General features: G+C 71.8%; 24 protein-coding genes. 12 read left to right on the top strand and 12 right to left on the bottom strand.

The genetic code is table 11. The annotated features are described in order from the left end of the window. Positions 1-23: 23 nt before the first annotated feature. From AB0C19_RS24545 to AB0C19_RS24560, 4 genes are all read right to left on the bottom strand, one after another. Positions 24-851 carry a hypothetical protein gene (locus tag AB0C19_RS24545; protein WP_357189179.1) on the bottom strand — a complete coding sequence of 276 codons (828 nt, stop codon included), beginning with the start codon at positions 849-851 and terminating at the stop codon, positions 24-26. Between the two features lie 189 nt (positions 852-1,040). Next, entirely contained in the window at positions 1,041-1,712 is a 672-nt protein-coding gene (locus AB0C19_RS24550) for an FKBP-type peptidyl-prolyl cis-trans isomerase (protein WP_357188982.1), read from the bottom strand. A 146-nt stretch (positions 1,713-1,858) separates the two neighbouring features. Next, positions 1,859-2,497 (bottom strand): DUF4241 domain-containing protein, encoded by a 639-nt coding sequence (locus AB0C19_RS24555; RefSeq protein WP_357188985.1) that lies wholly within the window; start codon positions 2,495-2,497, stop codon positions 1,859-1,861. A gap of 75 nt (positions 2,498-2,572) precedes the next feature. Then, on the bottom strand, positions 2,573-3,598 hold the full coding sequence (locus tag AB0C19_RS24560; RefSeq protein ID WP_357188988.1) for a Ku protein: 1,026 nt from the start codon (positions 3,596-3,598) through the stop codon (positions 2,573-2,575). 85 nt (positions 3,599-3,683) lie between these two features. Between AB0C19_RS24560 and ligD (AB0C19_RS24565) the strand changes: the two genes are divergently transcribed. Next, positions 3,684-4,625: a non-homologous end-joining DNA ligase gene (ligD, locus tag AB0C19_RS24565; protein WP_357188991.1), complete on the top strand. Its 942-nt coding sequence runs from the start codon at positions 3,684-3,686 to the stop codon at positions 4,623-4,625. Continuing rightward, positions 4,615-5,529 (top strand): non-homologous end-joining DNA ligase, encoded by a 915-nt coding sequence (gene ligD / locus AB0C19_RS24570; protein ID WP_357188994.1) that lies wholly within the window; start codon positions 4,615-4,617, stop codon positions 5,527-5,529. The genes ligD (AB0C19_RS24565) and ligD (AB0C19_RS24570) overlap by 11 nt, the downstream gene beginning before the upstream one ends. Before the next feature lie 83 nt (positions 5,530-5,612). Here the strand turns inward: ligD (AB0C19_RS24570) and AB0C19_RS24575 are convergent, their stop codons facing one another. Further along, a complete protein-coding gene (locus tag AB0C19_RS24575; RefSeq protein ID WP_357188997.1) occupies positions 5,613-7,919 on the bottom strand; it encodes an esterase-like activity of phytase family protein in 2,307 nt (768 codons plus the stop codon). 54 nt (positions 7,920-7,973) lie between these two features. Next, entirely contained in the window at positions 7,974-9,026 is a 1,053-nt protein-coding gene (locus AB0C19_RS24580) for a hypothetical protein (protein WP_357189000.1), read from the bottom strand. Between the two features lie 143 nt (positions 9,027-9,169). Between AB0C19_RS24580 and AB0C19_RS24585 the strand changes: the two genes are divergently transcribed. The 4 genes from AB0C19_RS24585 (at position 9,170) to AB0C19_RS24600 (ending at position 11,508) form a co-directional block, all read left to right on the top strand. Further along, positions 9,170-9,922 (top strand): TIGR03089 family protein, encoded by a 753-nt coding sequence (locus AB0C19_RS24585; RefSeq protein WP_357189002.1) that lies wholly within the window; start codon positions 9,170-9,172, stop codon positions 9,920-9,922. A gap of 39 nt (positions 9,923-9,961) precedes the next feature. Next, on the top strand, positions 9,962-10,207 hold the full coding sequence (locus AB0C19_RS24590; protein ID WP_357189006.1) for a toxin HicA: 246 nt from the start codon (positions 9,962-9,964) through the stop codon (positions 10,205-10,207). Next, positions 10,207-10,551: a toxin-antitoxin system HicB family antitoxin gene (locus tag AB0C19_RS24595; protein WP_327036526.1), complete on the top strand. Its 345-nt coding sequence runs from the start codon at positions 10,207-10,209 to the stop codon at positions 10,549-10,551. Before AB0C19_RS24590 ends, AB0C19_RS24595 begins: the two co-directional genes overlap by 1 nt. Before the next feature lie 237 nt (positions 10,552-10,788). Beyond that, the gene (locus AB0C19_RS24600) at positions 10,789-11,508 is read left to right on the top strand and encodes a hypothetical protein (RefSeq protein WP_357189010.1); all 720 of its coding nucleotides are present in this window, start codon (positions 10,789-10,791) and stop codon (positions 11,506-11,508) included. 104 nt (positions 11,509-11,612) lie between these two features. On the opposite strand, the gene AB0C19_RS24605 is transcribed toward AB0C19_RS24600, so the two are convergent. Then, positions 11,613-11,984, bottom strand: coding sequence for a DUF4267 domain-containing protein (locus AB0C19_RS24605; RefSeq protein ID WP_357189013.1), 372 nt, complete (start codon positions 11,982-11,984; stop codon positions 11,613-11,615). 89 nt (positions 11,985-12,073) lie between these two features. Here AB0C19_RS24605 and AB0C19_RS24610 point away from each other — a divergent pair, with 89 nt between their 5' ends. After that, on the top strand, positions 12,074-12,649 hold the full coding sequence (locus AB0C19_RS24610; RefSeq protein WP_357189016.1) for a TetR/AcrR family transcriptional regulator: 576 nt from the start codon (positions 12,074-12,076) through the stop codon (positions 12,647-12,649). A gap of 109 nt (positions 12,650-12,758) precedes the next feature. On the opposite strand, the gene AB0C19_RS24615 is transcribed toward AB0C19_RS24610, so the two are convergent. Beyond that, positions 12,759-14,438 carry a DNA repair helicase XPB gene (locus AB0C19_RS24615; protein ID WP_091395299.1) on the bottom strand — a complete coding sequence of 560 codons (1,680 nt, stop codon included), beginning with the start codon at positions 14,436-14,438 and terminating at the stop codon, positions 12,759-12,761. Positions 14,439-14,610: 172 nt separating this feature from the next. Between AB0C19_RS24615 and AB0C19_RS24620 the strand changes: the two genes are divergently transcribed. Further along, positions 14,611-15,489 carry a L,D-transpeptidase family protein gene (locus AB0C19_RS24620; protein WP_357189020.1) on the top strand — a complete coding sequence of 293 codons (879 nt, stop codon included), beginning with the start codon at positions 14,611-14,613 and terminating at the stop codon, positions 15,487-15,489. 97 nt (positions 15,490-15,586) lie between these two features. Next, positions 15,587-15,823 carry a hypothetical protein gene (locus AB0C19_RS24625; protein WP_091395293.1) on the top strand — a complete coding sequence of 79 codons (237 nt, stop codon included), beginning with the start codon at positions 15,587-15,589 and terminating at the stop codon, positions 15,821-15,823. Between the two features lie 30 nt (positions 15,824-15,853). Here the strand turns inward: AB0C19_RS24625 and AB0C19_RS24630 are convergent, their stop codons facing one another. Next, a complete protein-coding gene (locus AB0C19_RS24630; protein ID WP_357189023.1) occupies positions 15,854-18,337 on the bottom strand; it encodes a helicase-associated domain-containing protein in 2,484 nt (827 codons plus the stop codon). Between the two features lie 83 nt (positions 18,338-18,420). Here AB0C19_RS24630 and AB0C19_RS24635 point away from each other — a divergent pair, with 83 nt between their 5' ends. Continuing rightward, positions 18,421-19,044: an HAD hydrolase-like protein gene (locus AB0C19_RS24635; RefSeq protein ID WP_357189026.1), complete on the top strand. Its 624-nt coding sequence runs from the start codon at positions 18,421-18,423 to the stop codon at positions 19,042-19,044. Positions 19,045-19,071: 27 nt separating this feature from the next. Continuing rightward, on the top strand, positions 19,072-19,458 hold the full coding sequence (locus tag AB0C19_RS24640; RefSeq protein WP_124816498.1) for a cold shock domain-containing protein: 387 nt from the start codon (positions 19,072-19,074) through the stop codon (positions 19,456-19,458). Here AB0C19_RS24640 and AB0C19_RS24645 read toward each other — a convergent pair. Beyond that, positions 19,419-20,267 (bottom strand): 1,4-dihydroxy-6-naphthoate synthase, encoded by an 849-nt coding sequence (locus AB0C19_RS24645; RefSeq protein ID WP_357189029.1) that lies wholly within the window; start codon positions 20,265-20,267, stop codon positions 19,419-19,421. The two genes, AB0C19_RS24640 and AB0C19_RS24645, sit on opposite strands and share 40 nt — an antisense overlap. Positions 20,268-20,897: 630 nt before the next feature. Between AB0C19_RS24645 and AB0C19_RS24650 the strand changes: the two genes are divergently transcribed. Beyond that, a complete protein-coding gene (locus tag AB0C19_RS24650; RefSeq protein ID WP_357189032.1) occupies positions 20,898-21,767 on the top strand; it encodes a helix-turn-helix transcriptional regulator in 870 nt (289 codons plus the stop codon). Positions 21,768-21,810: 43 nt separating this feature from the next. Here the strand turns inward: AB0C19_RS24650 and AB0C19_RS24655 are convergent, their stop codons facing one another. Beyond that, positions 21,811-22,461 carry a futalosine hydrolase gene (locus tag AB0C19_RS24655; RefSeq protein WP_357189035.1) on the bottom strand — a complete coding sequence of 217 codons (651 nt, stop codon included), beginning with the start codon at positions 22,459-22,461 and terminating at the stop codon, positions 21,811-21,813. After that, the gene (locus AB0C19_RS24660) at positions 22,458-24,059 is read right to left on the bottom strand and encodes an MFS transporter (RefSeq protein ID WP_238659646.1); all 1,602 of its coding nucleotides are present in this window, start codon (positions 24,057-24,059) and stop codon (positions 22,458-22,460) included. The genes AB0C19_RS24655 and AB0C19_RS24660 overlap by 4 nt, the downstream gene beginning before the upstream one ends. Between the last annotated feature and the right edge of the window lie 69 nt (positions 24,060-24,128).

The following is a 24,128-nucleotide window of genomic DNA, read 5'->3' on the forward strand; positions in this document are numbered from 1 at the left end:
CTGCCCGACCGGTGGGTGCCCGGTCAGCCGGGCAACGCGGGCAGACCGAGCGGGCTGCCCTCGGGAAGCAGTGTGTGACCGGACCGGGCGATGGGCTCCAGCAGCTCCCGGAGCCGGTCCGTGTCGTGGACGCCGAGCGCCTGCCACGGGTGCGCGGCGGCGCGGTCGGTGGCGTCCTCGATGGCCTGGAACTCGGCCCGGGCGTGGTCGGTGGCCGCGCCGCCCCCGGTCAGCCAACCCCGCTCGATGAGCCGCTCGCGGGCGGCCTGCCACTGGTCCTCGGACCAGCCTCGGCCCAGCAGGTACTGCGGCGACGAACCGTCCAGCGCGACCCGCCCGGTCAGCGTCTCCACCGGGTCCAGGCCGGCGGCCACCAGCGCCGCCACGTGCCCGTCCCCCCGGTGCTCGCGCAGCGTGGTGGCGGCCTGCCAGAGCCGCGCCAGTGGGTATTCGCCGGCCGGGAGGGCCGCGTTGGCAGCGCCGAGAACCCGGCCCGCGGTCTGCGCCGCCGAGGCGGCCCGCTCCAGCAGGTCGGCGGCCTCCACCAGGTGCGACTCCGGAAGCTCGTAGGTCAGCTCGGCGAGCGCCTGAACGGCACCGGTCAAACGGGCGCGCAGCGCCTCCTGCGGGGTGGCCAACCGCCACACCGCCGGCAGCGCGCGAGCCACCATCGGCGGTGCGAAGTTGAAGAAGGCGGCGATCACCGGGGCCGCCTCGGCGGCGCCCAGCGGCGCGGCCCGGCCGGCGAAGTAACCGCGCCAGTAGCCGCGCAGCCCTACCGCCTCGTACGCGGCCCGGGCCCGGGGGTGCAGATAGGTGACGGTGTGCACCGGCTCGAAGTACGACCACATCGACCGGGCAGTCCGCCCAGGCTCGTCCAGCGCCGTCACATGCACCTCCGCGTCCCGGTTCCGGATGCTCACCCCGGGCGGCGAACCGCCCGGGGTGACGCCGAACCTACTGCCGCAGGGTGACGGGCCGGAAGCCCCATGTGAACAACTCCATCGCGTCCCGGCGACAACCGGGACGACGTGGACAGGTCACTGGGCGGCGAGCACGTCCACAACGAAGCGCAGCGGACCGGTGGGACGTCCACCGGCGGCGGCCTCGTCGTTGCCGTACGCCAGCTCGCCCGGGATGTCGAGCTGCACCCGGCTGCCCACAGTCACCCCGACCAGACCCTGGTCCCAGCCGGGGATGACCTGGCCGACGCCGATCGGGAAGGTGGCCGGCTGCCCGGCCTTCCAGGAGGAGTCGAACTCCTTGCCGTCCTTGAAGAACACCCCCACGTAGTTGGTGGTGATGTTCTGGCCCTTCTGCACTGCCGGACCCTTGCCCTTGATCAGCGGGGTGACGGTGAGCTTCTTGAGCTCACCGGTGCCCGGCGTCACCGTCGGCTTGGTGCCCAGCGCCGGGTCGGAGCCCTCGGGCAGCTGCGGAGCGGGGGGCGCGCCAGCCTCGTCGGGGGCCGGGGCGGAGGCGGACGGGGTCGCATCGGCCTGGTTCTTGGGCTTGTCGTCGCCCCCGCCGATCGTCACGAAGACGCCGATCAGCACCCCGACCACGGCGACGGCGGCGAGGCCGCTGGCCCACGCGTTGCGCTTGCGCCTCGCGTCGGCGGCCTTCTTCTCCGCCAACTGGGCGGCCAGGCGGCGCCCCGACTTGGTTGCCGGGCTCTGGTCCGGGCCCGTCTGCTGCGTCCGCTCGCTCACGTCGTCGACTCCCTGCTGCGAAGTGTGGCCGGCACCCGGTGCCGGGGGGAAAGCCGACGCACACGGTACCCGCACCGCGGCCTACCGTGCCCGCCGCCGACGCCTCGGATCGCCCAGCGCGACAGTTCCGGGGCTTTCCCGGGCGGTTATTCCGGGACGACCATGAAGTCGGTCACGAACGACGTGATCCGTCCGTCGGCGGTACGGCCGATCCAGGTGCCGTAGCAGCCGTCGCCCCAACCGGTGGCCACTGTGACGACGTTGGCACCGCTGGCCTCGTCCAACACGGCGGTGATCAGCCCCGGGACCGGGGACGAGGGCAGCTCGGTCGGGATGAAGACCTCCTCGACCCGGTCCTCGTCCCAGGTCTCCAGGACGGCGAGCGCTGTCGGATCGGCGAGGGTGCCGACGCCGGCGTCCACTCCGTAGCCGAAGTAGTCGTCCGCGCCGAGCGTGGCGACGTCCTGGTCGCCCGCGACGGCCGGCTCCCAGCGGATCGTCGGCTCGGCTGAGACGACCAGTTCCAGCGCGGCGACCCGCCGGTCCACCTCGGCGTCCTCCCGGAGCACCACAGCCACCCAGGCGCGCGCGGGATGCCGCCCCGGCGGCACTGTCACTGTGAACGGCTCCGCCTCCGGGCAGACCAGCGGGTCACACCCGACCACACGGCCGGTCGGCAACACGATGTCGCCCACCGGGTGAACCTCGATCAGGTACCCGCCGTGCTGGTCGGTGAAGCGGGCGCCGGGCGTCAGTAACCGGTCCAGATCAGGGGTGTACGGCATGGGGGCTCCTCCGGTCGCCAGCGGCCGGCGGAGCGTACCCGGCGAGGCGGACACCGCCGCCGCTGCCGTACCCGGTCAGGCGCTCTTGCGAGGTGCGGTCTTGCGTGCGGCGGTCTTCTTCGCCGGCTCCGCCTTCTTCGCGGCGGTCTTCTTGGCGGCGGTCTTCTTCGCCGGCTCCGCCGCCTTCTTCTCGGCCGTCTTCTTGGCCGCGGCCTTCTTCGCGGGTGCCTTGGCCGCCTTCTTCTCGGCTGCCCTCTGCGCCGACCGGGCCGACGAGATGGGCGTCGGCTCGCCGCCGCCACCACCGCGGGCGGGCTGCTCGCCACGAGCCGCCTTGGCACGCTCCACCGAGGCCTTCAACGCTGCCATCAGGTCCACCGCCGCAGCCGGGGCCTCCTCGACCTCCTCCGGCTGGACGACCTCCCGACCCTCCACCTTGGCGTCGATGACCTCCTGCAACGCGGCTCGGTAGTCGTCGGTGAAGACGTCCGGCTCGAACTCGCCGGTCATCGAGTCGATCAGAGAGCTGGCCATGGCCAGCTCCGGTGGGCGCACCTTGAGGTCCTCGTCGAGGAAACCGAAGTCCGGTGTGCGGATCTCGTCCGGCCAGAGCATGGTGTTGAGCAGCAGCACACCTTCGCGGACCCGCAGCGTGGCCAGCTGCTCCCGCTGGCGCAGCGCCACCTTGACGATGGCCACCCGCTCCGAGTCGATGAGCGCGTCGCGCAGCAACACGTACGGCTTGGTCGCCGCGCCCTCCGGCTCGAGGAAGTACGCCTTGTTGTAGAGGATCGGGTCGACCTGCTCGGCCGGCACGAACTCCAGCACGTCGATGGCACGGGAGCTGGTCAGCGGCAGGTCGGCGAAGTCCTCGTCGGTGAGGATCACCATTTCGCCGCCGCCGATGTCGTAGCCCTTGGCGATGTCGTCGTAGGTGACCTCTTCGCCGCAGACCGAGCAGGTGCGCTTGTAGCGGATTCGACCGCCGTCCTCGCGGTGCACCTGGTGAAACCGAATGTCCTTCTCCTCGGTCGCGGAGTAGAGCTTCACCCCGATCGAGACGAGCCCGAACGACACGGCTCCCTTCCAGATGGCACGCATCCTGCGCTCCCTTCCCCGGTATCGACCATGCTCGCATCCGAAAGAACCGGACGCGAGGTGTTCGGGCTGCTACTACAGTCGGGTCGTGCCCGGCGCGCCGCTCAAGCCGATGCTCGCGATGACCGGGCCGCTCCCGGCGGGTGACGGCTGGGCCTACGAGTTCAAGTGGGACGGCGTCCGCGCCCTGGCCGACATCTCAGGTGGCGGTCAGCACCTGTATGCCCGTTCCGGCGTGGAGATCACCGCCGCGTACCCGGAGTTGGCCACCCTGCCCGAGCAGGTCGACGACGCGCTGCTCGACGGCGAGGTGGTGCTGCTCGGCCAGGGCGGGCAGCCGTCGTTCACCGCGCTGGCCGAGCGGATGCACGTCCGGGATCGGGCCAAGGCGGCCCGGTTGGCAGCGGTCATGCCGGTGACGTACATGATCTTCGACCTGCTCCGGCTGAACGGCGACGACCTGACCGGCTGGCCGTACGAGCGCCGCCGGGAGGCCCTCGAGGCGCTCGCGCTCGGTGGCCTCCGCTGGGCGGTGCCGCCGATGTTCGCCGACGGGCCGGCCACCTACGAGGCGGCCGGGGAGCACGGCCTGGAGGGGGTGATGGCCAAGCGGGTCGGGGCCGTCTACCGCCCGGGGGTGCGTTCGCCGGACTGGGTGAAGGTCAAGCTGGAGGTGACCGGCGACTTCGTCATCGGTGGTTGGCGACCGGGCGCGCGCCGCATCGGCGGGCTACTGGTCGGGGTGCCCGGCCCGGACGGCCGACTGATCTACCGGGGTCGGGTCGGCGGTGGCATCGGCGCGGCCATCGAGCGGCAGCTCCTCGCCGAGCTGGAGCCGCTGCGCTCCGGCGTGTCACCGTTCGCGCCGGGGATGCCGCGCGAGGATGCGCGGGGCGCCATCTGGGTAACACCCCAGGTGGTGGTGGAGGTGAAGTACGGCCAGCGCACCCCTGACGGCCGGCTGCGCTTCCCCCGGGTGCTGCGGTTGCGCCCGGACAAGCCTCCCGAGGAGGTCGACGATGCCGGGTGAACGGCTACGGGTGGACGTCGAGGGCCGCGCGCTGGAGTTGTCCAACCTGGACAAGGTGCTCTACCCGGCGGCCGGGTTCACAAAGGGTGAGGTGATCGACTACTACACCCGAATCTCCCCGGTGCTGCTGCCGCACCTGCGGGACCGACCGGTCACCCGGATCCGCTTCCCCAACGGGGTGGACGACAAGTCGTTCTTCGAGAAGAACACGCCGGCCGCGACCCCGGACTGGGTACGGGTGGAGAACCTGCCAGCGCCCGGGTCGACGAAGGGCCGGGAGACCATCGACTACGTGGTCGCCGACGACCTGCCCACACTGGTCTGGCTGGCCAACCTGGCCGCCTTGGAGCTGCACACACCGCAGTGGAAGGTGGGCGAGCACCCGGACATGATGGTCGTCGACCTGGACCCGGGCCCGCCGGCCGGGCTCGCCGAGTGTTGCCCGGTGGCGGTCCTGATGCGCGACCGCCTCGCCGACGACGGCATCGAGTCGTACCCGAAGACGTCCGGCAAGAAGGGCATGCAGCTCTGCTGCCCGATCGCCGGCACCCAGCCGTCCGACCTCGTCTCCGACTACGCCCGGCGGATCGCCCAGGAGCTGGAGAAGGCCCACCCGAAGCTGATCGTGTCGAAGATGGCGAAGAACCTCCGACCGGGCAAGGTCTTCATCGACTGGAGCCAGAACAACGCGGCGAAGACCACTGTTGCGCCGTACTCGCTACGCGCCCAGTCGGTGCCGTCGGTGTCGACGCCGCTGACCTGGGACGAGGTCGAGGCCGGCGCGCGCGGCCGGAAGCCGGCCGTCCGCCAGTTCACCGCCGCCGAGGTCCTGGCCCGGGTCGAGGAGTACGACGACCTGCTCGGCCCCCTGCTCGACGGCGGCCCGGAACTGCCCACCCGCTGACGGGACCGACAACGGTCGGCGGACGCGAAGCAGCGCGGCCCGGCGTCCACGTTTGTGGACGCCGGGCCAGGTCGGCTGCCGGATCAGCGGCGGCCGAAGACCTTGCGGCTGGAGCCGAGGCGCAGCAGCACCGTCTCGCCGGTGGCGTCCTTGACCCCGTCGTTGTCGGTGATCGCGTACACCTCGCCGTTGCCGGCCACTGTCAGACCCTCCAGCTTCTCCTGCGTCCATCCGTTTGTGGCGCGCAGCGCGGGCAGCACGTCGACGGCGAGCGTCTTCGGCAGCACTGTCAGCGGCCCGGTGGCCGCCGCACCGGGCAGTGGCACCGTGTAGATCCGCTTCACAGCGGCGGCCGGGCCGTTCAGCTTGTCCCGTTCGATGACCGCGAGCCGGTCGCCGACGACGGTGATCTCGGAGAGGCCCATCCAGTCGCCAGCCACTGTGGTGGTCCCCAACTGGTAGCCGAACCAACTCCAGGTGCCCGCCGCGACGTCGTAGCGGCCGAGCCGGACGATGCCGACCGGGTCGGTGCTCAACTCCCGCTGCACGGCCACCCAGACGATCTCCCGGCCCTGCCGGTCGCTGGTAGCGGTGACGCCCTCCAGGCCCTGCTTGCCGAGGCCGGCGGCGACCTCGGCGGGCAGTGCGACGGTCTGCCGGGTCACCCCGGCGGCGTCGAGCCGGACCAGCTTGTTCTCCGCGCCCTTGGCACCCTCCACGGCGAGCCAGAAGCCGCCCTGCGGGCGGGCGAAGATGCCCTCCGCGTCGTATCCGACCGGAGCGCCGGCCGCGTCCCGCACCGGCAGTGCGCCGGTGATCACGGCCGGCGTCCGCTTCGCGTCGATGTTGAGGATCCGGGTCTGGCCGTACGCCGCGTCGGTGACGCTGTAGAGCTGGTCCCGCTTGCCCGGTGCGGCGCTCAGCGCGCCGAGTGCTCCCCAACCGGTCGGGGTGCCGGCCCGGTCGGTGCCGGAGACGATGCTCGGGAACGCCGGGGTGGTCCTGCCGAGTTGGAAGAGCGACACCGAGGCCCGGACGTTGACGGCGGCGTCGTCCTCCTCGCTGGAGACCGCGAGCAGCCCGCGCGACGGGATGGGCAGCAGCCCTTCCGGCCCGTTGGTGGTCGGCAGCACCTGCCGGAAGACCGGCCGGGTGGGGTCGTCCAGGTCGTAGACGGCGACGAAGTTGCTCCGCTCCGAGCCGACGAACGCGTACCGGACGCCGTCGTACTCGGCGACGGCCACGCCCTCCGGCTCGGTGCCCTTCTTGCCGGCCCGGTCCTCGTTGTGCAGCCCGTATGTGACGGCGAGCCGCTCGAAGGTGTTGCCGGCGTCCCAGGCGACGCGTCCGCTGCGGCTGTCGAAGACCGACCAGCCACGGGTGCCGCCGTGCCAGTCGCCCTCGTTGGCAGTGGCGAGATAGCGGTCGTCGACCCAGGCCACCGCGTCCGGCTCGCGCGGCACGTCGGTGATGCCGCCGGTCAGGTCGATGACACCGTCCTTCTTGGTGTCGATGCCGCTGATGGTGGCGGTGCCGGCGCTGAACACAGTGGTGAGCCGGCCGGTGGGTAGGTCGATCAGGGCGACGCCGTTGTTCTCCTGGAGCGTCACTGCCAACTGGTTGCGGCTGTTGATCGAGACGTACTCCGGCTCGGGGTCGGTCGGCGCGGCGAGACCCGCCTGCACCAGCGCGGGCAGCGCACTGCCGTCGGCAGCGGTCAGCGCGGCCGGCCGCAGCCGCCAACCGGCCGGAGACTTCCCGGCCAGGTCGACGATCTGCACGAACCCGGCGGGTGCCTGGGGCAGGTCGCCCTCCTCACCGCCGGGTGGGGTGGCCTCCTCGTCGCGCTCGTTCTCGATGGCGATCGCGGCGTACCGCTTGTCAGTGCTGATCGCTATCGAGTCGGGCTGACCGCCGAGATCGAAGCTGGCCACCCGCTCGCGACTGGCCAGCTCGATCACGTCGAGGCGGCCGGATGGCGCTGTGTAGCTGGCGCTGGTGTTCACCACCACCAGCACGTACCTGCCGACCACGGCGACCGAGGTCGGCTCGTCCTCGGCGTTGCCGAGCTGGGACAGGGAGAGCGTGCCGAGGCCGCGGGGCCGGTCGGCACGGGAGATGTCCAGGAAGCCGATGCGTCGGGCCAGCGCGTCGGTGTGGATCAGGGTGCGGCCGTCCTCGCTGACCGCCGAGATCTCGGCGACCGTCGCTGTCGTCGGATCCTCGCCGGCCGGACGGTTCTGGAACACCGGGTACGTGGCGACCCGGTCGAAGGCGAGCGACAGGCCTGGGTGGTGGTGCCCGCCGGCCGAGGCGGGGGTGGCCCCGGTCAGGCTGGCGGCGGCGACACCGGCTGCGGTGAGCGCGGTGAATGCTCTTCTGAGTGTCAAGGACTTCCTCCGTTAGGTCGTACCCGCACGGAGGCTGACAGTTGTCGGGGAGCGTCAGCTTGCGCCAACATGAACAGTCGGCGAAGCACTGCGCAGCCGCCACCAGGCTCCCACGACCAGGGTGACCGTGATGACGGTGACGGCGACGTCGCCGGCCAGGGCCGCGGCCGGGCTCGCCGGAGAGTACGGCGGCACCAGGTACGCGAACGCCGCAGCGACGACCAGGCCCGCGGTGCCGGCAACGAGCACGTGCCGCTGCCCCCAACCGTTGTGGGACGACCAGTAGGCGATCAGCCCTCCGGCAATGGCGGAGAGCGACAAAGCGATGATCATCCCCGGCCAGCCGGGCGTCAGGTCGGAGCCGAGGCGGACGAGGACGACCGGCAGAGCGACCCAGAGGGGGTTCGGCACCCGACGGGCCCGGCGCGGGTGGGCGCGGCGCCAACGAGGGAGCAGGGCCGTCGCGACGAGGGCGAGGACCAGCAACGCCGCGACGGTGAGCTGGAGTGGGCTGGCCAGGAAGCCCTTGTCACCGTTGATGTCGGAGAAGATGAACAGGCTGCCGAGCAGGTAGATCAGACCGACGACAAGGAGACCGGGCCGGCCCAGCCACGGCCGGTGACGGCGGTCCGGCCCGAGGAACGACTCGATGAGCACGATCGGCGCGCAGATCGTCAGCACGATGTGGTTGCCCACGTAGTCGAAGGCCTGTCGGAGGCTGAGATCGAGCCCCGGCACCAGCGTCGCCTCGGCGGCGGCCCGGGTGTCGGCGTACTGGGTGTCGTCGAGGAAGTCGGGGTTGAACAGTGACTGGTCGACCAGCCCGGCCTGGAGTACGCCGAACGCGGCGGCGAGCAGCACGATGGTCGGCCAGCCCGCGCCGAGGTGCCGCGCGGTCTCCCGGATGAGGAGCGCCGCGCCGCCGTACATCGGGCCCAGGAAGATCAACACCGGCAGGAAGTCGTCGATGGCGAAGCCACCCCACGAGCACTCGGCCGCCCACGGTGCGAGCAGCAGCAACGCGATCACCGGCAGGAGCCGCCGACGCAAAGGCAGACGGTCGGCGGCGGGGTGGTCGGCGCTGACGGGGTCGGGTCCGGTCGGCATGGCGCTCCTTGGCGGCGTCTCGGGGATCGTTTCCTGCACCCTGCGCGGGTCACCTGGTCACCCGATACGGCCATCGGCCGAGGACCGGTGCGACCAAAGTCGTTGCGTACTGTGGTGTCGACGTCGACCCGGGGAGCGTGGAGATGCAGCCAACCGTCACTGCCGACCTGGCGGCCCGGCCCGTCGAGGCCGAGCGTCCGCTGCTCAGCTACCGCGACGAGGCGACCGGCGAGCGCGTCGACCTGACGGCGCAGCAGGTCGGTCAGTGGGCGGCACGCAGCGCGAGCCTGCTGCGGGACGGCTGCCGACTCGGCCCCGGCAGCCGCGTAGCGGTCCTGCTGCCGCCGCACTGGCGTACCGCAGCGGTGTTGTTGGGCGCTTGGGCCTCGGGCCTGGCGGTGTCGTTCCGACCGCGCGCCACAGCGGGCCTGGCGGTGCTCGAACCGGGCGGCGACCGGCCGTTCGACGCGGTCTTCGTGACGCCGGAGCGGCAGGACGACTGGCTGGAGGACGTGCCGGACGCGCCGCACCGCTACCTCGTCGGCACCGGCCCGGGGCGGCTGGACGACGTGCCGTTGGGCTGGTTGGACTGGTCCGCCGAGGTGCTGCGGCACGGTGACGGCGCGCCCGACCACACCGCCATCCACCCGTCGGATCCGGCCACCGCGGACGGCACCACCTACGGTCAGTGGGGCGCGCTCGCCCAGGAGTTCGCCACGATGCTGGACCTGCGCGCTGGCGACCGCCTCCTGGTCGACGCCGCCGAGACCGAGCAGCCGCTGAAGTGGTTGCTCGCGCCGCTCTCGGCCGGCGCGTCAGTGGTGATCAGCGCCAACCTCGACACGGCGCGGCGGGACGCAGTGGTCGCCGCCGAACAGGTGACCCGGGTCCTCTAAAGAGTGGAGTACTGGTACTGCGGGTAGTACCATTACTGGGTGCCCTCGATAGCCAGGCTTGTCGAAGCGACGCGGCAGAGTCAGCAGAACATCGCCTACAACGATCTTTATCGGGTGTGCGAGCACTACTTCGGGAAGCCGCGGCAGACGGGCACCTCGCATGCCGTGTTCCGGATGCCGTGGACCGGTGACCCACGCGTCAACATCCAGGACGACAAGGGCAAGGCCAAGGCGTACCAGGTCCGGCAGGTTCTCAAGGCGATCGACAAGAAGGAGGCCATGTGATGCAACCCGACGCCCGTCCCGAGATCACGCACTACACCTACCGTGTCACCTGGTCGGTCGATGACCAGGAGTTTGTCGCCACCTGCGCCGAATTTCCGTCGCTCTCCTGGCTGGCCCCCACGCAGGTGGAGGCGCTGCAGGGCCTTCAAGGTCTGTTGCAGGAGGTGATCGCCGACATGCAGGAGCAGGGCGAGGCGGTGCCGCAGCCGTTCGCGGAGCGAAGCTACTCGGGCAAGTTCAACCTCCGTGTCGGAGAGAGCCTGCATCGCGAGCTCGCCATCGAGGCCGCCGAGGACGGGATGAGTCTCAACCAGTACGTCCTTCGTAAGCTCCGCGCCGCCTGAGCGGTCGGACAGCGCATGTCCTGCCCGCGCCTCGAAGGACGCTGTTGATCAAGCGGTCAGGTGCGCCTTACGCCGGCTCGGGCCCGCTCTGGGTTCCAGGCGGTGCGCGTCTCGTCACTCGTCAGGTGGAGGCCATCCGTTCCGCCCGCTCTCACATTTTTCCTGCTCCTACGCTTCGCCGAAGGCACGCGCGCGATCAGTGCGCCGGCCACTGTGCACGTCGGCGGAGGAGGCATGGTGTCGAGGCGTACCCGTCGGACTCTGGTTTCGGCGGTGGCCGGCGCTCTGTTCGCCCTCGGGGTGGTCGCGCCCGGTCCGGCGGCGGCGCCGCTGCCCCGCGCGGCGCAGGCCGACGGTCCCACGGTCCCCGATTCGCGGGAGCCGCGCCCACCGCTGCTCCCCGCCGACTTCCAGGGCACCGGCCGGTACATCGTGCGGGACCTCGGCATCGACGTGCCGTTCTCCTGGCAGGGCCGCGACGGCAACAGCCAGATGACCGCCGGTGGCCCGGACCATCCGATCTGGTTCACGAACCTGATCTACGAGAACACGCTCTACACGCTCACCTACAGGTGGCCGAACATCCCGCTGTTTCCGCCCCGCGCGTGCAGCAAAGTCCCGGGGTTCTTCAACCGCCAGATTTTCAACGACAAGCTGAAGACCGCCCGCTATGTGGGGCCCGAGATTCTGCAGGGTGAGAAGGGCCGGCACGTGGACCACTGGCGGGTCGGGGTGGTCGGCGGTTCCACGGTGCCGGGGGAGTTCTTCCGGTTCCCGATCTCGCTCGGCGACATCTACGTCGACCAGCACGACCCGAGCCGGTGGTGGCAGGTGTTGCAGTTCGGCCTGCAGAACCTCTTCGACCCGGAGCTGGACGAATGGTTCACCATGGACACCTTCGACCACCGCCCCGGCGAGGTAACCCTCCCCGACCGCTGTCCACCCCCCACGTCGTGACCCATCGACTCCGTTGATCAAGAGGTTTGCGTCATCATCAGGCCGATCGATGACGCAAACCTCTTGATCAACACGGGTGGGGGCGCGGCCGGCGATCTTGGCAGCTACAGGGCGAACAGCAGGGCGGCGCCCAGGAGGACGACGAGGGCGGTGGCGAAGTGGATGCCGAAGGCGACAGCCTTCGTGCCGCCGTTCCGTAGCACGATGACGGTGTCGCCCAGCGGGACGAGCGCGACGATCAGCATGAACCACGCGACCGCGTCGGCGGTCGTGAAGGCGATCAGGGCGAGGCCGAGCAGCCCGAACGTGAGGTCCTTGAGCCCTTTGACAGTCAGGTAGGCGGGGTCGCCGTCCGGGCGGGCCGGCACGCCGTACCCGGCGGCTGCGGCCTGCGGCACCAGCAGGAAGCGCGCGCCGATGAAGGCGACGAAGAGGCTGAGTACGACGGCGAGCCCGTAGGCGAGGGGTGACAGCATGAGTTCGCTCCAATTCCTAGCACTGCTAGATATGAGAGCGACGCTAGCAGAGCACCGACAGGATCGCTAGCGGTGCTAGGGTTGCTGTCATGTCGACACAGGCGCGCCGGGAGCGTGAGCGGGCTGAACGGGAGCAGGCGATCATCACCGCGGCACGGGACCTGGCGTTGGCCGAAGGCTGGGACGCGGTAACCACCCGACGGCTCGCCGCCGAGATCGAGTACAGCCAGCCCGTCCTCTACAGCCACTTCAAGGGCAAGGACGCCATCATGGCGGCGGTAGCCGTCGAGGGCTTCGCCGAGTTGGCAACCGCGCTGGTCTCGGCCCGAGCCTCCGCCGCCGACCCCCGGCAGGCGGTCGCCGACGTGGCAGCCGCGTACGTCGCGTTCGCCCAGCAGCGGCCCGCGATCTACGACGCGATGTTCACCCTCGCCGTGGACCTGCCGTTCGCCAGCCAGGACGTGCCAACCGACCTGGCCCGGGGCTTCGCCGAGTTGGCCGAGACGGTGCGCCCGGTCGCCGCGGACGACGACCTGGAGACGGTCACCGAAACCTTCTGGGCCGGCCTGCACGGGCTGGTCACGCTGATGCGCAGCGGCCGGCTCCGCCGCGCCGACCACGACCGCCGGCTCGCGGTCCTGGTGGACCGCTTCTCCCCGCGCTGATCGACTCGGCTTTCAGGAAACCGGGGCATCAGAGCGCCCTGGACACCGCGACTTCCTGGAAACCGAGTCGATCAAGGCCGGGAAACCGAGCCGATCAAGGCGAAAAGGGTCAGTCGACGGTCGGTAGCTTCGGGCCGAGGACGTCGTCGGCGTCGACGATCGTGTACGCGTACCCCTGCTCGGCGAGGAAGCGCTGCCGGTGCGCCGCGTACTCGGTGTCGATCGTGTCCCGGGACACCACGGTGTAGAAGTGCGCCTGTCGACCGTCGGCCTTCGGTCGCAGCACCCGACCCAGCCGCTGGGCTTCCTCCTGGCGTGAGCCGAACGTGCCGGACACCTGGATCGCCACCGCAGCCTCGGGCAGGTCGATCGAGAAGTTGCCGACCTTCGAGATCACCAGGGTCCGCAACTCACCGGACCGGAACGCGTCGAACAGCCGCTCCCGCTCCTTGTTCGTGGTCGAACCCTGGATGATCGGCGCGTCGAGGTACTCGCCGAGCTGGTGCAGCTGGTCGATGTACGCGCCGATCACCAGCACCTGGTCGTCCGGGTGCCGGTCCACCAGCGCCTTGACCACTGGCAGCTTGGTGCGGGCGGTCGCCGCCATCCGGTAGCGCTCCTCGGCCTCCGCCGTCGCGTACGACATCCGCTCCGCGTCGGTCAGTGTCACCCGGACCTCGGTGCACTCGGCCGGGGCGATCCAGCCCTGCGACTCGATGTCCTTCCACGGCGCGTCGTACCGCTTGGGCCCGATCAGGCTGAACACGTCACCCTCGCGGCCGTCCTCGCGTACCAGAGTCGCGGTGAGGCCCAGCCGGCGGCGGGCCTGGAGGTCCGCTGTGAACCGGAAGATCGGCGCGGGCAGCAGGTGCACCTCGTCGTAGACGACCAGGCCCCAGTCGCGGGCCCCGAAGAGGTCAAGGTGGGTGAACGCGCCGCCGCGCCGCGAGGTGAGCACCTGGTACGTGGCGATGGTGACCGGGCGGATCTCCTTGCGCTCGCCGGAGTACTCGCCGATCTCCTCCTCGGTCAGCGAGGTGCGGGCGATCAGCTCCCGCTTCCACTGCCGGCCGGCGACCGTGTTGGTGACCAGGATCAGTGTGGTCGCCTTCGCCTCGGCCATCGCCGCCGCGCCGACCAGGGTCTTTCCGGCGCCGCACGGCAGCACCACCACTCCCGACCCGCCGGCCCAGAACGCCTCCACGGCCTCCCGCTGGTACGAGCGCAGCGTCCACGGCTTGCGCCCGTCCTTGCCGGCCTCGGCCAGCTCGATCGGGTGCGCCTCACCGTCGACGTAACCGGCCAGGTCCTCCGCCGGCCAGCCCAGCTTGAGCAGCGCCTGCTTGAGCCGCCCACGCTCGGACGGGTGCACCCGGATGGTGTCGTCGTCGATCTTGTCGCCGAGCATCCCGGCGAGCTTCTTACTCTTGGCCACCTCGATCAGCACCAGCCGGTCCAGTGCGCGCAGCACCAGCCCGTACGCCGGGTCGTTGGCGAGCTGAAGCCGGCCGTACCGGTCCATCGTCTCGGCCACGTCCACCAGCAGCGCGTGCGGCACTGGGTAGCGGGAGTACTTGAGCAGCGAATCCACGACACCCTCGGCGTCGTGCCCCGCCGCGCGGGCGTTCCACAGACCCAGCGGCGTCAGCCGGTACGTGTGCACGTGCTCCGGCGAGCGTTCCAGCTCCGCGAACGGCGCGATCGCCATCCGGCAGGCCTGCGCGTCGGGGTGGTCGATCTCCAGCAGCAGGGTCTTGTCCGACTGCACGATCAGTGGTCCACCGCTCACGCCAGCGTCCTCTCCTCGGTTGGCCGACCCGCCGGAACGGGTCGCTTACCCGCTGCTGGCCGACCATCCAGTGTTGCACGATGCGGGACGGCGGAAGAAAGATGCTCACCGGGCGCAACCGTGATGGCACTCACGAACGTCTAGTAAAGGGACGACTGTCTGGGGAGGGCCCATGAAGCATGTCCGGATCACTTCCCGGCTGGTCGCCCTCGGGGTGGTCGTGCTGGTCGGCGCGGGAGCGTGCGCGTTCGATCCGCAGTCCGGCGGGAGTGGTGGCGGGGGAGCCGCCCCAGCCGGTGCGGCGGAACAGGCAACGGGGGCGGGCGACACGCCCGAGCCCGACCAGCACGGCCGGCCCACGCCGGCCTCGCCCACCCCGAAACCCTCCCGGAAACCCACGCCCAAGCCGACCCGCCCGGCACCCACCACGACCCCCGGCACCGGTACGCCGACCGTCGCCGGTTGCCCCCAGGGGCAGCACCAGCGGGCGGTGGAGACCCACCTGGCCCGGTTGGGCGGGTTCGGGGCCGTGACAGTTGACGGTCGGCAGTCCGCCGCCGACTGCGCGGCGATCAAGAAGTTCCAGAAGAGGTACGGCATTCGCCCCGTCGAGGGTCGCGCCGGACCAACCACCCTCGACGTCGCCCAGCGCCTCGCCACCACCGACACGACCCGCTGCAAGGCCGGCACCGGCACCACGTTCTGCGTGGACCTGACCCGGCAGACCGTCTGGGCGCTCCGCGGCGGCAAGGTGATCATGGCACCGACGGTGACCCGCACCGGCATGTCCGGCTACCGCACCCCGGCCGGCACGTACGCCGTCAACTACCGCAACCCCAAGGAATGGTCCAACCCGTACGAGGTGTGGCTGCCCTACTGGCAGCACTTCACCCAGGGGATGGGCTTCCACGAGACCACCACCTACCTGCACGAGAAGTCGATCGGCTCGCACGGTTGCGTCAACCTGCTGCACGCCGACGCCGTCCGGATGTGGGAGCTCGGCAAGGTCGGCACCCGGGTGGTGCTGATCGGCCGGCGCCCCGGCACCTGAGTGACACGGAGCGAATCGCGGCGATAACCCCCTGTCCGACCAGACTTTCGAGTGTCACCCTTGGAGTCCAGGGCCGGACCGGGCGGGGAGGCTGGGCATGACGGTCGACCGTGACGTGATCGCGGAGCACGAGCACGCACCACCCGACGAGGTGTCCCGAGCGACGGTGATCGCGTACGCCGTCGCGGCGACGCTCCTCCTCGGGTGGTTCCTCTTCGGCTGGCTGGTGCTGCAGCAGGGCTTCGTCGACTCGGTCGGGGAATCCGCCGGGGCCGGCTTCGCGCTGCTGCTGATCATCTCGGTGGTCGGCACCGTACGCCGCAGCCGCCGCTGACCGACGGCGCCCGCGCGGTGGCGCCATCGATCAGTCCGCCACCACCGCCGCAGTGATCCGGTGCAGGGCGAACGTGTGCAGCATCTCGGTCCGTTCGTCCTCGGCCCGCAGATAGCCGGCACCGATCGAGACCGGCTTGAGCAGACGTGACGCCGTCGCCCCGTGCGCGTCGACGTAACCCACCCAGACCAGCGCCTTGTCCCGGACCGCCTGCTGGAGCACCGCCAGGGCCTCGCTGTGGGTGTGCGCCGGCACCGGGCCGCCGCCCAACCCGGGCGCGCCGCCGCGCACCACCGCCGGCGCCCGTCGGGCGGCCCGCGCTGCCGCGTCGCCTCGCCGGATGTGCTCCACCACGCCGAGCAGCCGGGGCATGGGCAGCTTCGGGGCGGCCAGCGGGTCGATCGTCCGGGTGGTCACCGACACCCGGGGCGGGGCCCGCCGGATTCGCGGCCGGGCCAGCACCGTACTGCCGGTGCCGTCCTCCTGCACCGGGGCGTACCCCGCGTCGCGCAGCGCGCCCAGCAGCCGACCAACCTGGTACTGCGTACACAGCACCGTCGGCGCGAGCCGGCGCAGCGCCAACGACTCCAGCCGCCGGTCGGCCAACACCTCGCTGATCAGCGTCTCGTCGTCGCTGCGCAGGTACGCCCCGGCCAGGCCGACCCGCAGCCCGCCGTGCTTACGGGCCACGTCGTCGATCAAGTAGGTGAGCCCCTGCGGCACCGGGGTACGTGACCGACGCCGGAACACGTCGTGCAGGTCGTCGGCCGTGTAGCCGGAATCCAGGGCCCGCCGCACACTCGCCGTGGTCACCCGGTGCACGCTGGCCCCGCCGGCCGACTCCAGCTCGGTCATCGCCTCCAACTCGACGGCGAGCGCCGGCTCGGGTGGGCCGGGCACCACCACTGTCAGGTCGGCCTGCACCAGGAAGTGGTCGACAGGCGCGGGCAGCAGGGCGTCCAGCGCCCGCGCGGCACTGGACGGGTCGCCGCTCTCGACGTCGGCGTGCACACCCAGCGGGTCGTCACCCCGCTCGTCGGTCGACGTCAGGTCCCCCAACAGCAGCCGACCGTACGAGGTGAGCGCCCCCAACCCCGTCACGCCCAGCTGTGCGGCCTCGGCCAGCACCTCCCGGTGGGCGGCGTCCCGGCCCCGGCTGCGACGCGGAGCCCGCCAGTCCAGCAGCTCCTGCACCTCCTCGGGGGTGGGCGCCGTCGCCGGCTCCAGATCGGCGAGTACGCCGAGCACCGCCCGTCGGGTGGCCGGCACGCTGGCCCGTTCCGCCTCGGCGGAGAGCGCGGTGATCGGCCGGTCCCGGTCGTCACGGCGGCCCACCAGCCCCACCTGCCGGGTCATGGTCAGCCACGCTCGGGCGAGCTGCTCCCACCGTTGGGCCAGCGAAGCGGCCCGCCACACCTCGTACCCGCCGGTCGGCAGCACCTGCTGATCCGCCCCGTACCGGCCGGTGGTAGCACCGGGCATCTCCAGCTCACCGAGGAGCCCCGCCGCGTACGCGACCTCCAGCAACAGCGCTGTGGTCGGTTCGTCCAGCCCGGCGGTACGCGCCAACCGGCGCAGGTCCCGTACACCGATGCCACCCGAACGCAGCACCGGCGCGGGCTCGTCGCCGAGCTGCTCCAGCAGCCCTTCGGTGTGCCGGACCACCTCCATGCTCTGCCCGGCCCCGGCCGAGTCGACCGCCTTCGGCTCGCGCGGCGTGGCGGCCACCGGCGGTGGGCTGGTACGCAGCGGCCCGAGGGGGCCGCTGTCGCGGCGCAGCAGCAGGCCGACCTCGCGGGGCAGCTCCACAGTTCCGCTGGCAGTGGACGAGCCGGTCGTCGCCGGGACCAGCAGTCGGTTGTCGACGAGCCACCGCACCGGGGAGCCGGTCGGCGCGCCCCCGTTTGTCGGGTCGGAGAGGACCGGGTCCGCCGCGCCGAGCGGCGGCGCCTGCAACGCCCCCGGCGGCACGCTGCCCACCGGCGGGCCGGCCGCCAACCGGTCCAGGATCGCCCGGGCCGAGGGCGGGGCGGCGAGCACCGTCCGTCGGAGCTTCGCCGGGTCCGCGCAGAGCGCCGCAGTGCGCGGGTCCAGCTCCGCGGCCGGTCGGCCGAGCCCAGCGGGGTACGGGGAGACTTCGTCCACGGCGGGCAGCACCTGGAGCGCGTGCTCCGGGCCGTACAGCAGGAAGAGCGCACGCAGTCGGCCCACGGCGGCCCGGACGGCCGTCGGAGCCGGCGGTTGCGGCCCCGAGGTCGCCATCGCGAGCACTGTGTCGGTGGCAGTGGTGGCGTCGTCCGGGCTCCGGGTGAGGCGGGCGGCGTCGAGGATCTGGAGGGTGAACTGGTCCAGACCGTCCAGCGCGCGGGCCACGGAGACCCGGGACTGGGCTCGGATGGCCAGGGCGGAGACGTCGGCCGGCACGGGCACGACGAGGTCGGGCCGCAGCTGGAGGAGCGCGGCCAGTGACTCGTCGGGCAGCGACCGCAGGTGGTCGGCGAGTGAGGTGGTCATCGTCTTTCCACGCTAGCCCGGCACCGGGCTTCCGCGCCCCTCGGACGTCCGGTCGACTGGGAGTAGCCGGTACGTTTCTCGACATGCCCGCACTGACCGTCGGATTCGACCTCGACATGACCCTGGTGGACTCCCGCCCCGGCATCGCCGCGGCGTACCGGGCGCTGACCGCGAGGACCGGTGTGCCGGTCGACGCCGAGTTGGCGGTGTCCCGGCTCGGGCCGCCGCTGCGTACCGAGATCGCGCACTGGTTCCCGCCGGAGCAGGTCGAGTCGGCCGTGCGGGTGTATCGCGAGCTGTACCCGGCGTACGCGATCACCCCGACGCTCCTGCTGCCCGGTGCGGGAGACGCCATCGAGGCGATCCGTACGCGGGGTGGCCGGGTGCTGGTCGTCACGTCCAAGATCGGCCGGCTGGCCCGGTTGCACCTGGACCACCTCGGTCTCGCTGTCGACGAGTTGGCCGGCGACCTGTTCGCCGAGCAGAAGGCGACCGCTCTGCGGGAGCACGGCGCGACCCACTACGTCGGTGATCATGTCGCGGACATGGTGGCGGCCGCAGCGGCCGGGGTGCCCGGCATCGGTGTGGCAACCGGTCCGTGCTCCGCCGATGAGCTGCGCGCGGCCGGGGCGGAAGTGGTGCTGGACGAGCTCACCGAATTCCCAGCGGCGCTCGACCGGATGATCCAGCTAGCCTTGGAGCAGTAGCGGCTCAAGTGAAGCAGGGGTTTTCAGGTGCCTACGGGTCGAGTGAAGTGGTACGACACGGCCAAGGGATACGGCTTCGTCACGAGTGACGAGGGCGGCGACGTGTTCCTGCCCAAGGGGGCGCTGCCGGCGGGTGTCACCGACCTCAAGGGTGGCCAGCGGGTCGACTTCAGCGTGGTGGACAGCCGCCGGGGCGCGCAGGCCATGGGGGTCAAGCTGCTGGACGCGCCGCCGTCGATGTCGGAGCTGCGCCGCAGGCCGGCCGAGGAGCTGCACGGCCTGGTCGAAGACATGATCAAGGTGCTGGAGGCGAAGGTCCAGCCGGACCTGCGCCGGGGTCGGTACCCGGACAAGAAGTCCGCGCAGAAGATCGCTCAGCTGGTCCACGCGGTGGCCCGCGAGCTGGAGGTCTGAGGCACCAGGCCGGCGGTGGCGGCCCGGTCGAGCAGTGCCGCCACCGCGGCGAAACCGGCCTCGCCCAGGTCTGCGGTGAACTCGTTGACGTAGAGGCCGATGTGCCGGTCGACCACGTCGAGCTCCATCTCCTGGGCGTGCGCCAGCACGTACTCCCGGCTGGCCGCCGGGTCCGCCCAGGCCTGCCGGACCGACTCGCGGACCCAGCCGGCCGCGGCCTCCGGGTCGACCGCCCCGCGTCGGGCCAGGATCGCGCCGAGGGGGATGGGCAGGCCGGTGTCTGCCTCCCACCATTCGCCGAGGTCGACAAGCGCGCTCAGGCCGTGCCGGTGGTAGGTGAACCGGGCCTCGTGGATGACCAGCCCAGCGTCGTAGCGCCCAGCCGCCACGCCCGGCATGATCTCGTGGAACGGAACCACCTCGATCCGGGCCGGCGGTCGCCCGGCCGACCAGAGCCGGAACAACAGGTACGCGGTGGTCCGGTCGCCCGGCACCGCCACCGTGGCGCCGGTCAGGTCGGTGCGGTCCGGCCCGCCGTCACTGTCGCCCCGGGTGAGCACCAGCGGACCGCAGCCGCGACCGAGGGCGCCGCCGCAGGGCAGCAGGTGGTAGTCGTCGAGCAGCCAGGGCAGCGCCGCGAAGCTCACCTTCACCAGGTCGAACGCACCCCGCTCGGCCGCCGTGTTGGTGACGTCCACGTCCGCATACGTCACCTCGACCGGCGGCGCGCCGGGCACCCGCCCGTGCACCAGCGCGTGGAAGACGAACGTGTCGTTGGGGCAGGGCGAGATCGCCAGGGAGAGCGCCACACCCTCACGGTAGCCCCGCCCTCCGCCCGGGCTCTGTGCCCACCCCACGACTGTGATCCGCGTCCGTGCCGCGCAGCCTTGGATCTGCGGCTGTGATCTGCGGCTGTGATCTGCGGCGGGGCGGCCGTACGAGCTGCGGCGGACGGCGCCGGTTGGAACAACGCGTGGAATCGACTGGTCGAGCAGGGTGGGGCACCCATCCCGGTCTCCCTTTGGAGCTGATGTCGTAAACGAATCGCCGGGAGTCGCGACAATGGCCCGGCGCTGGAGCAAGGGTGCTAGCTCAGAGCCCAACCCCAGCCCCAACTCCCGGCCCCAACCCCCGGCCCCAACCCCCGGCCCCAACCCCCGGCCCCAACCCCCGGCACCGGCACCGGCCCCAGCCCCGGGCCCGGCTGCGGCCCCAGCCCCGGGCCCGACCCCAGCCCCGGCCCCAGCCCCGACCCCAGCCCCAGCCCCGGCCCGGCCCTGGTTGCCCGGGGCCCCGAGACGGTGGTGATGCCGCAAACGATTCAGCTCCAAAGGGGTCGAGGGAGTAGGTCATCCACCGGTCGGCGAGGTTGTCCACAGCGTTATCCACAGCTCGGCGCAGGGTGTTGATAGCTCGCTGACCAGCCGGGAACATCGCCTGTGACCGAGGCGAGTGACCACACCGACGAGGCCGGCGGAGCCGATCTCGGGCAGGCGCTCCGCGCGCTGCGTCGGCGGGCCGATCTGAGTCAGCGGCAGTTGGCCGAGAAATCCGGGGTGCCGCAGCCGACGCTTGCCCGAATCGAGTCGGGGCGGGCGCTCGATCCCCGATTCCGGACAGTGGAACGCCTCGTCCAGGCGGCGGGTGGGACGTTGGCCGTTGGCGTCCCACCATCCATCTCCGGCGTCACCGAACTCACGCCGGTTCCGCACGACGACATGCGCGACGAGGCGGGCCGCCGATACCCGGCTCACCTGGACGTCTGGCCGGTCCACGAGCCTCGGGACTGGCCCGGTGCCTGGTGGGCGGAGTGGTACCGGTTGCCACCCGAGCGGTATCCGCTCCCGCTGCCACCGGCCGCGTACGAGCTGAACCGGCGCTATCGCGACAATCGGCGCTGGGCTGCCGAGGTCCGGCGGACTGCGCAGGTGCGTCGGGTGATCAGTAGCGACCTGCCGGCCACCTGCTGGCGATATGTTGCCGAGCTTCCCGACGGCAAGCTGGTTGGTGAGCTGCGGGCCCATGAGCGGAGCCCATTCCTGGAGTACGGAGAGTGGCATCCGCACCTGCCGGAGCGGGAGATGGTGCTCGACGGCGTGCTTGTCGACGCCCGGTACCGGCGGTTGGGGCTCGGGCGTCGGCTGGTCACCGCGCTGGTGACCGGGATGCGCGAGGCGGGCATCGACAACGCGGCGGCTATCGCCGAGGGATCCGGCACCGACCTGCTGCGCGCGTGCGGCTTCGAGGCCGAGGCACGCCGCCCCACCGCACTGCGCCTGGGCCACCCGGGCAAACGCTACTTCTCCTGACCGTCGTCCGTTCAGCGCAGCGCCGGGTCAGCGCAGCGCCGGGTCAGCGCAGCGCCGGGGCTGCCGCGGTCAGGGCGGCCAGGGCTTCGCGCAGCCGCCAGGCGTCCCGGTCGCGGGGGCCGATCGGGTTGGAGATGGTGCGCAGTTCGGCGAAGGGAACCCCGGCCTGCGCTGCGGCGACCGCCACGCCGTACCCCTCCATGGCTTCGGCGACCGCTTCCGGATGCCTCCGGCGCAGCTCGTCGGTGCTGGCCGTGGTGCCGGTGACGGTGCTGACAGTGAGCACCGGGCCGGCCGTGGCCGTCGGCAGGGCCGCTCGCAGTGCCGCCAGCAGACCCGGGTCCGTCGGAACCCTGCTACCCGCACCGAGGAGCGCGGGCGGCATGCCCAACTCGTCGACCGGTATGAAGCCGTCGGGCGACTCGGCGCCCAGGTCGGCGGCGATGCTGGCGGTGCCGAGCACCGTGTCGCCGACCTCGGCCCGCCCGGTGAAGCCGCCGGCCACGCCGGCGCTGACGACAGCACGGTACGGGCGGCCGGCGGCCTCGGCCAGCGCCAGCAGCCGGGCGGTGGCGGCACCGGCGACGGCCGGACCCACACCGATCGGGGTGACCGTCACGGTGGGGTCGGTCAGCCCGGCGCGGACCGCGTCCGCCTCGGCAGGAACCGCAGTCACCACCAGCAGACCGGTCACGAGAGTGAGCCGGGGGACTCGCGGCGGGTTTCGTCGTCGGCCCCGCCACCCGGGCCGCCAACTGCCGACGACGGGCGGTAGATGTGGTAGCCCGGCGGGGCGAGGCTCGGGTCGTCGTACTGCGGTGAGCTGGTCTGGGCCGGCGCCGGTGAGGTCGGTGTGGGGTCCCCGGGCTCGTCCGCCGGCTCGTCCTCGGTCAGTTCGTCGTCACCGAGCGGTCGGCCGGCAAGCTTCTCGCCGCGCAGCCGGGCCGCGGCCAGCACACCCCGGATCGCGGCCAGTACGCCGACCCCGGCGGCCACGGCGATGCCCATCCTGCCATCGAACGGCACCAGCCCGAGCCCGCCGCCGGCGACGAAGGCGAGCATCAGCACCGTCTCCGAGTGGGCGAAGGAACTGGCCCGTAACCGTTCCGGGATGCGCTCCTGGATCGAGGCGTCCACGGCCAGCTTCGCTATCCCGCTGGCCAGCGCGGCGACCAGGCAGAGCAGGGCGACCATCAGCAGCGAGAACTGGATGACGGCGAGCACCGCCACCCCGGCCACGATGATCATGCTGCTGGACTGGATGGCGGTCGGCCGGTGGATGCGCAGTCGGGTGCCGATGGCGGTGGCCAGGAAGGTGCCGACCGCGAGCGCGCCGCCGACCACGCCCAACGCCCACTCGGCGCCCAGATCCCGGCCGAACACGACTGTGGTCAGGTCGCCCTTCTTGATCGCGAAGGCGAGGAAGAGCAGCAGGAAGCCGTAGAGCGCGCGTAGTGTCGCCGCGCCGATCAGGGTGGCGATCACCAGCCGGCCGGACGGTCGGCCCCGGCCCAACGGCCGGTCGCCACGGCGGCGGCCCAGCGCGCGCAGGGGCCGGGGGACCCGCTCCGGTGGCTCCGAGTCGGCCTTCGGCGGCAGCCGCAGCGAGATCACCATGCCGACCAGGAAGATCAGCGATGCGACCCGTAGCGGCCACTGCGGCCCGAACCAGAACGCGGCCAACCCGATCGGTGCCACCAGCGCACCCGCGACGGTGCCGTAGACGCTGGCCCGGGCACCTACCTGGGACAGGCCGAGCCCTTCCGGCAGCAATCGGGGCACCGCCGCGGAGCGGGCCACGCCGTACGCCCGGGAGAGCGCGAGCACCCCGAACGCGGCCGGGTAGAGCCCGAAGCCGTGGATGTAGTCGGAGATCAACCAGGCCAGGAAGGCGCGGCCGAGCATCGTCGCGGCCAGGGCGTACCGCCGGCCGTGCCGGAAGTGGTCCAGCAGCGGGCCCACCACCGGGGCGAGCATCGCGAACGGCACCATGGTCACCAGCAGGTAGAGCGCGACCTTGCTGCGGGCCTCGCCGAGGGGCACGTTGAAGAAGATCGTGCCGGCCAGACCGATGGCGATCAGGGTGTCACCGGCGCAGGAGAGCGCGTGCAGGTCGAACAGGCGAACCATGCCGACCTCGCCGCCGGCACCCCGGGCGCGGGCCCGACCGGCTCGGCGGGTCACCCAGCGGCCGCTGCCCACCGAACCACGCAACAGCAGACGGATGGCGCGAATGCCGGTGCCGACGGTCCGCCCGAGGACGGAACGCCCGGAGCGGGAGTACGACGGCATGTGCACCATCCTCGCCCATCTGATCCGGGTACGCCGCACCACCGCTGGGAAAGGTTCCCCGGGAGTCCC

This window comes from Micromonospora sp. NPDC048842 (genome assembly GCF_040649935.1).
Taxonomy (GTDB): Bacteria; Actinomycetota; Actinomycetes; order Mycobacteriales; family Micromonosporaceae; genus Micromonospora; species Micromonospora hortensis.

Bases quoted from the DNA above. Each gene is read 5' to 3' on its own strand.
- AB0C19_RS24545 (WP_357189179.1), bottom strand. From the start codon at position 851: ATGTGGTCGTACTTCGAGCCGGTGCACACCGTCACCTATCTGCACCCC.
- AB0C19_RS24555 (WP_357188985.1), bottom strand. From the start codon at position 2,497: ATGCCGTACACCCCTGATCTGGACCGGTTACTGACGCCCGGCGCCCGC.
- AB0C19_RS24560 (WP_357188988.1), bottom strand. From the start codon at position 3,598: ATGCGTGCCATCTGGAAGGGAGCCGTGTCGTTCGGGCTCGTCTCGATC.
- ligD (WP_357188994.1), top strand. From the start codon at position 4,615: ATGCCGGGTGAACGGCTACGGGTGGACGTCGAGGGCCGCGCGCTGGAG.
- AB0C19_RS24580 (WP_357189000.1), bottom strand. From the start codon at position 9,026: ATGCCGACCGGACCCGACCCCGTCAGCGCCGACCACCCCGCCGCCGAC.
- AB0C19_RS24585 (WP_357189002.1), top strand. From the start codon at position 9,170: ATGCAGCCAACCGTCACTGCCGACCTGGCGGCCCGGCCCGTCGAGGCC.
- AB0C19_RS24595 (WP_327036526.1), top strand. From the start codon at position 10,207: ATGCAACCCGACGCCCGTCCCGAGATCACGCACTACACCTACCGTGTC.
- AB0C19_RS24605 (WP_357189013.1), bottom strand. From the start codon at position 11,984: ATGCTGTCACCCCTCGCCTACGGGCTCGCCGTCGTACTCAGCCTCTTC.
- AB0C19_RS24610 (WP_357189016.1), top strand. From the start codon at position 12,074: ATGTCGACACAGGCGCGCCGGGAGCGTGAGCGGGCTGAACGGGAGCAG.
- AB0C19_RS24620 (WP_357189020.1), top strand. From the start codon at position 14,611: ATGAAGCATGTCCGGATCACTTCCCGGCTGGTCGCCCTCGGGGTGGTC.
- AB0C19_RS24625 (WP_091395293.1), top strand. From the start codon at position 15,587: ATGACGGTCGACCGTGACGTGATCGCGGAGCACGAGCACGCACCACCC.
- AB0C19_RS24630 (WP_357189023.1), bottom strand. From the start codon at position 18,337: ATGACCACCTCACTCGCCGACCACCTGCGGTCGCTGCCCGACGAGTCA.
- AB0C19_RS24635 (WP_357189026.1), top strand. From the start codon at position 18,421: ATGCCCGCACTGACCGTCGGATTCGACCTCGACATGACCCTGGTGGAC.
- AB0C19_RS24660 (WP_238659646.1), bottom strand. From the start codon at position 24,059: ATGCCGTCGTACTCCCGCTCCGGGCGTTCCGTCCTCGGGCGGACCGTC.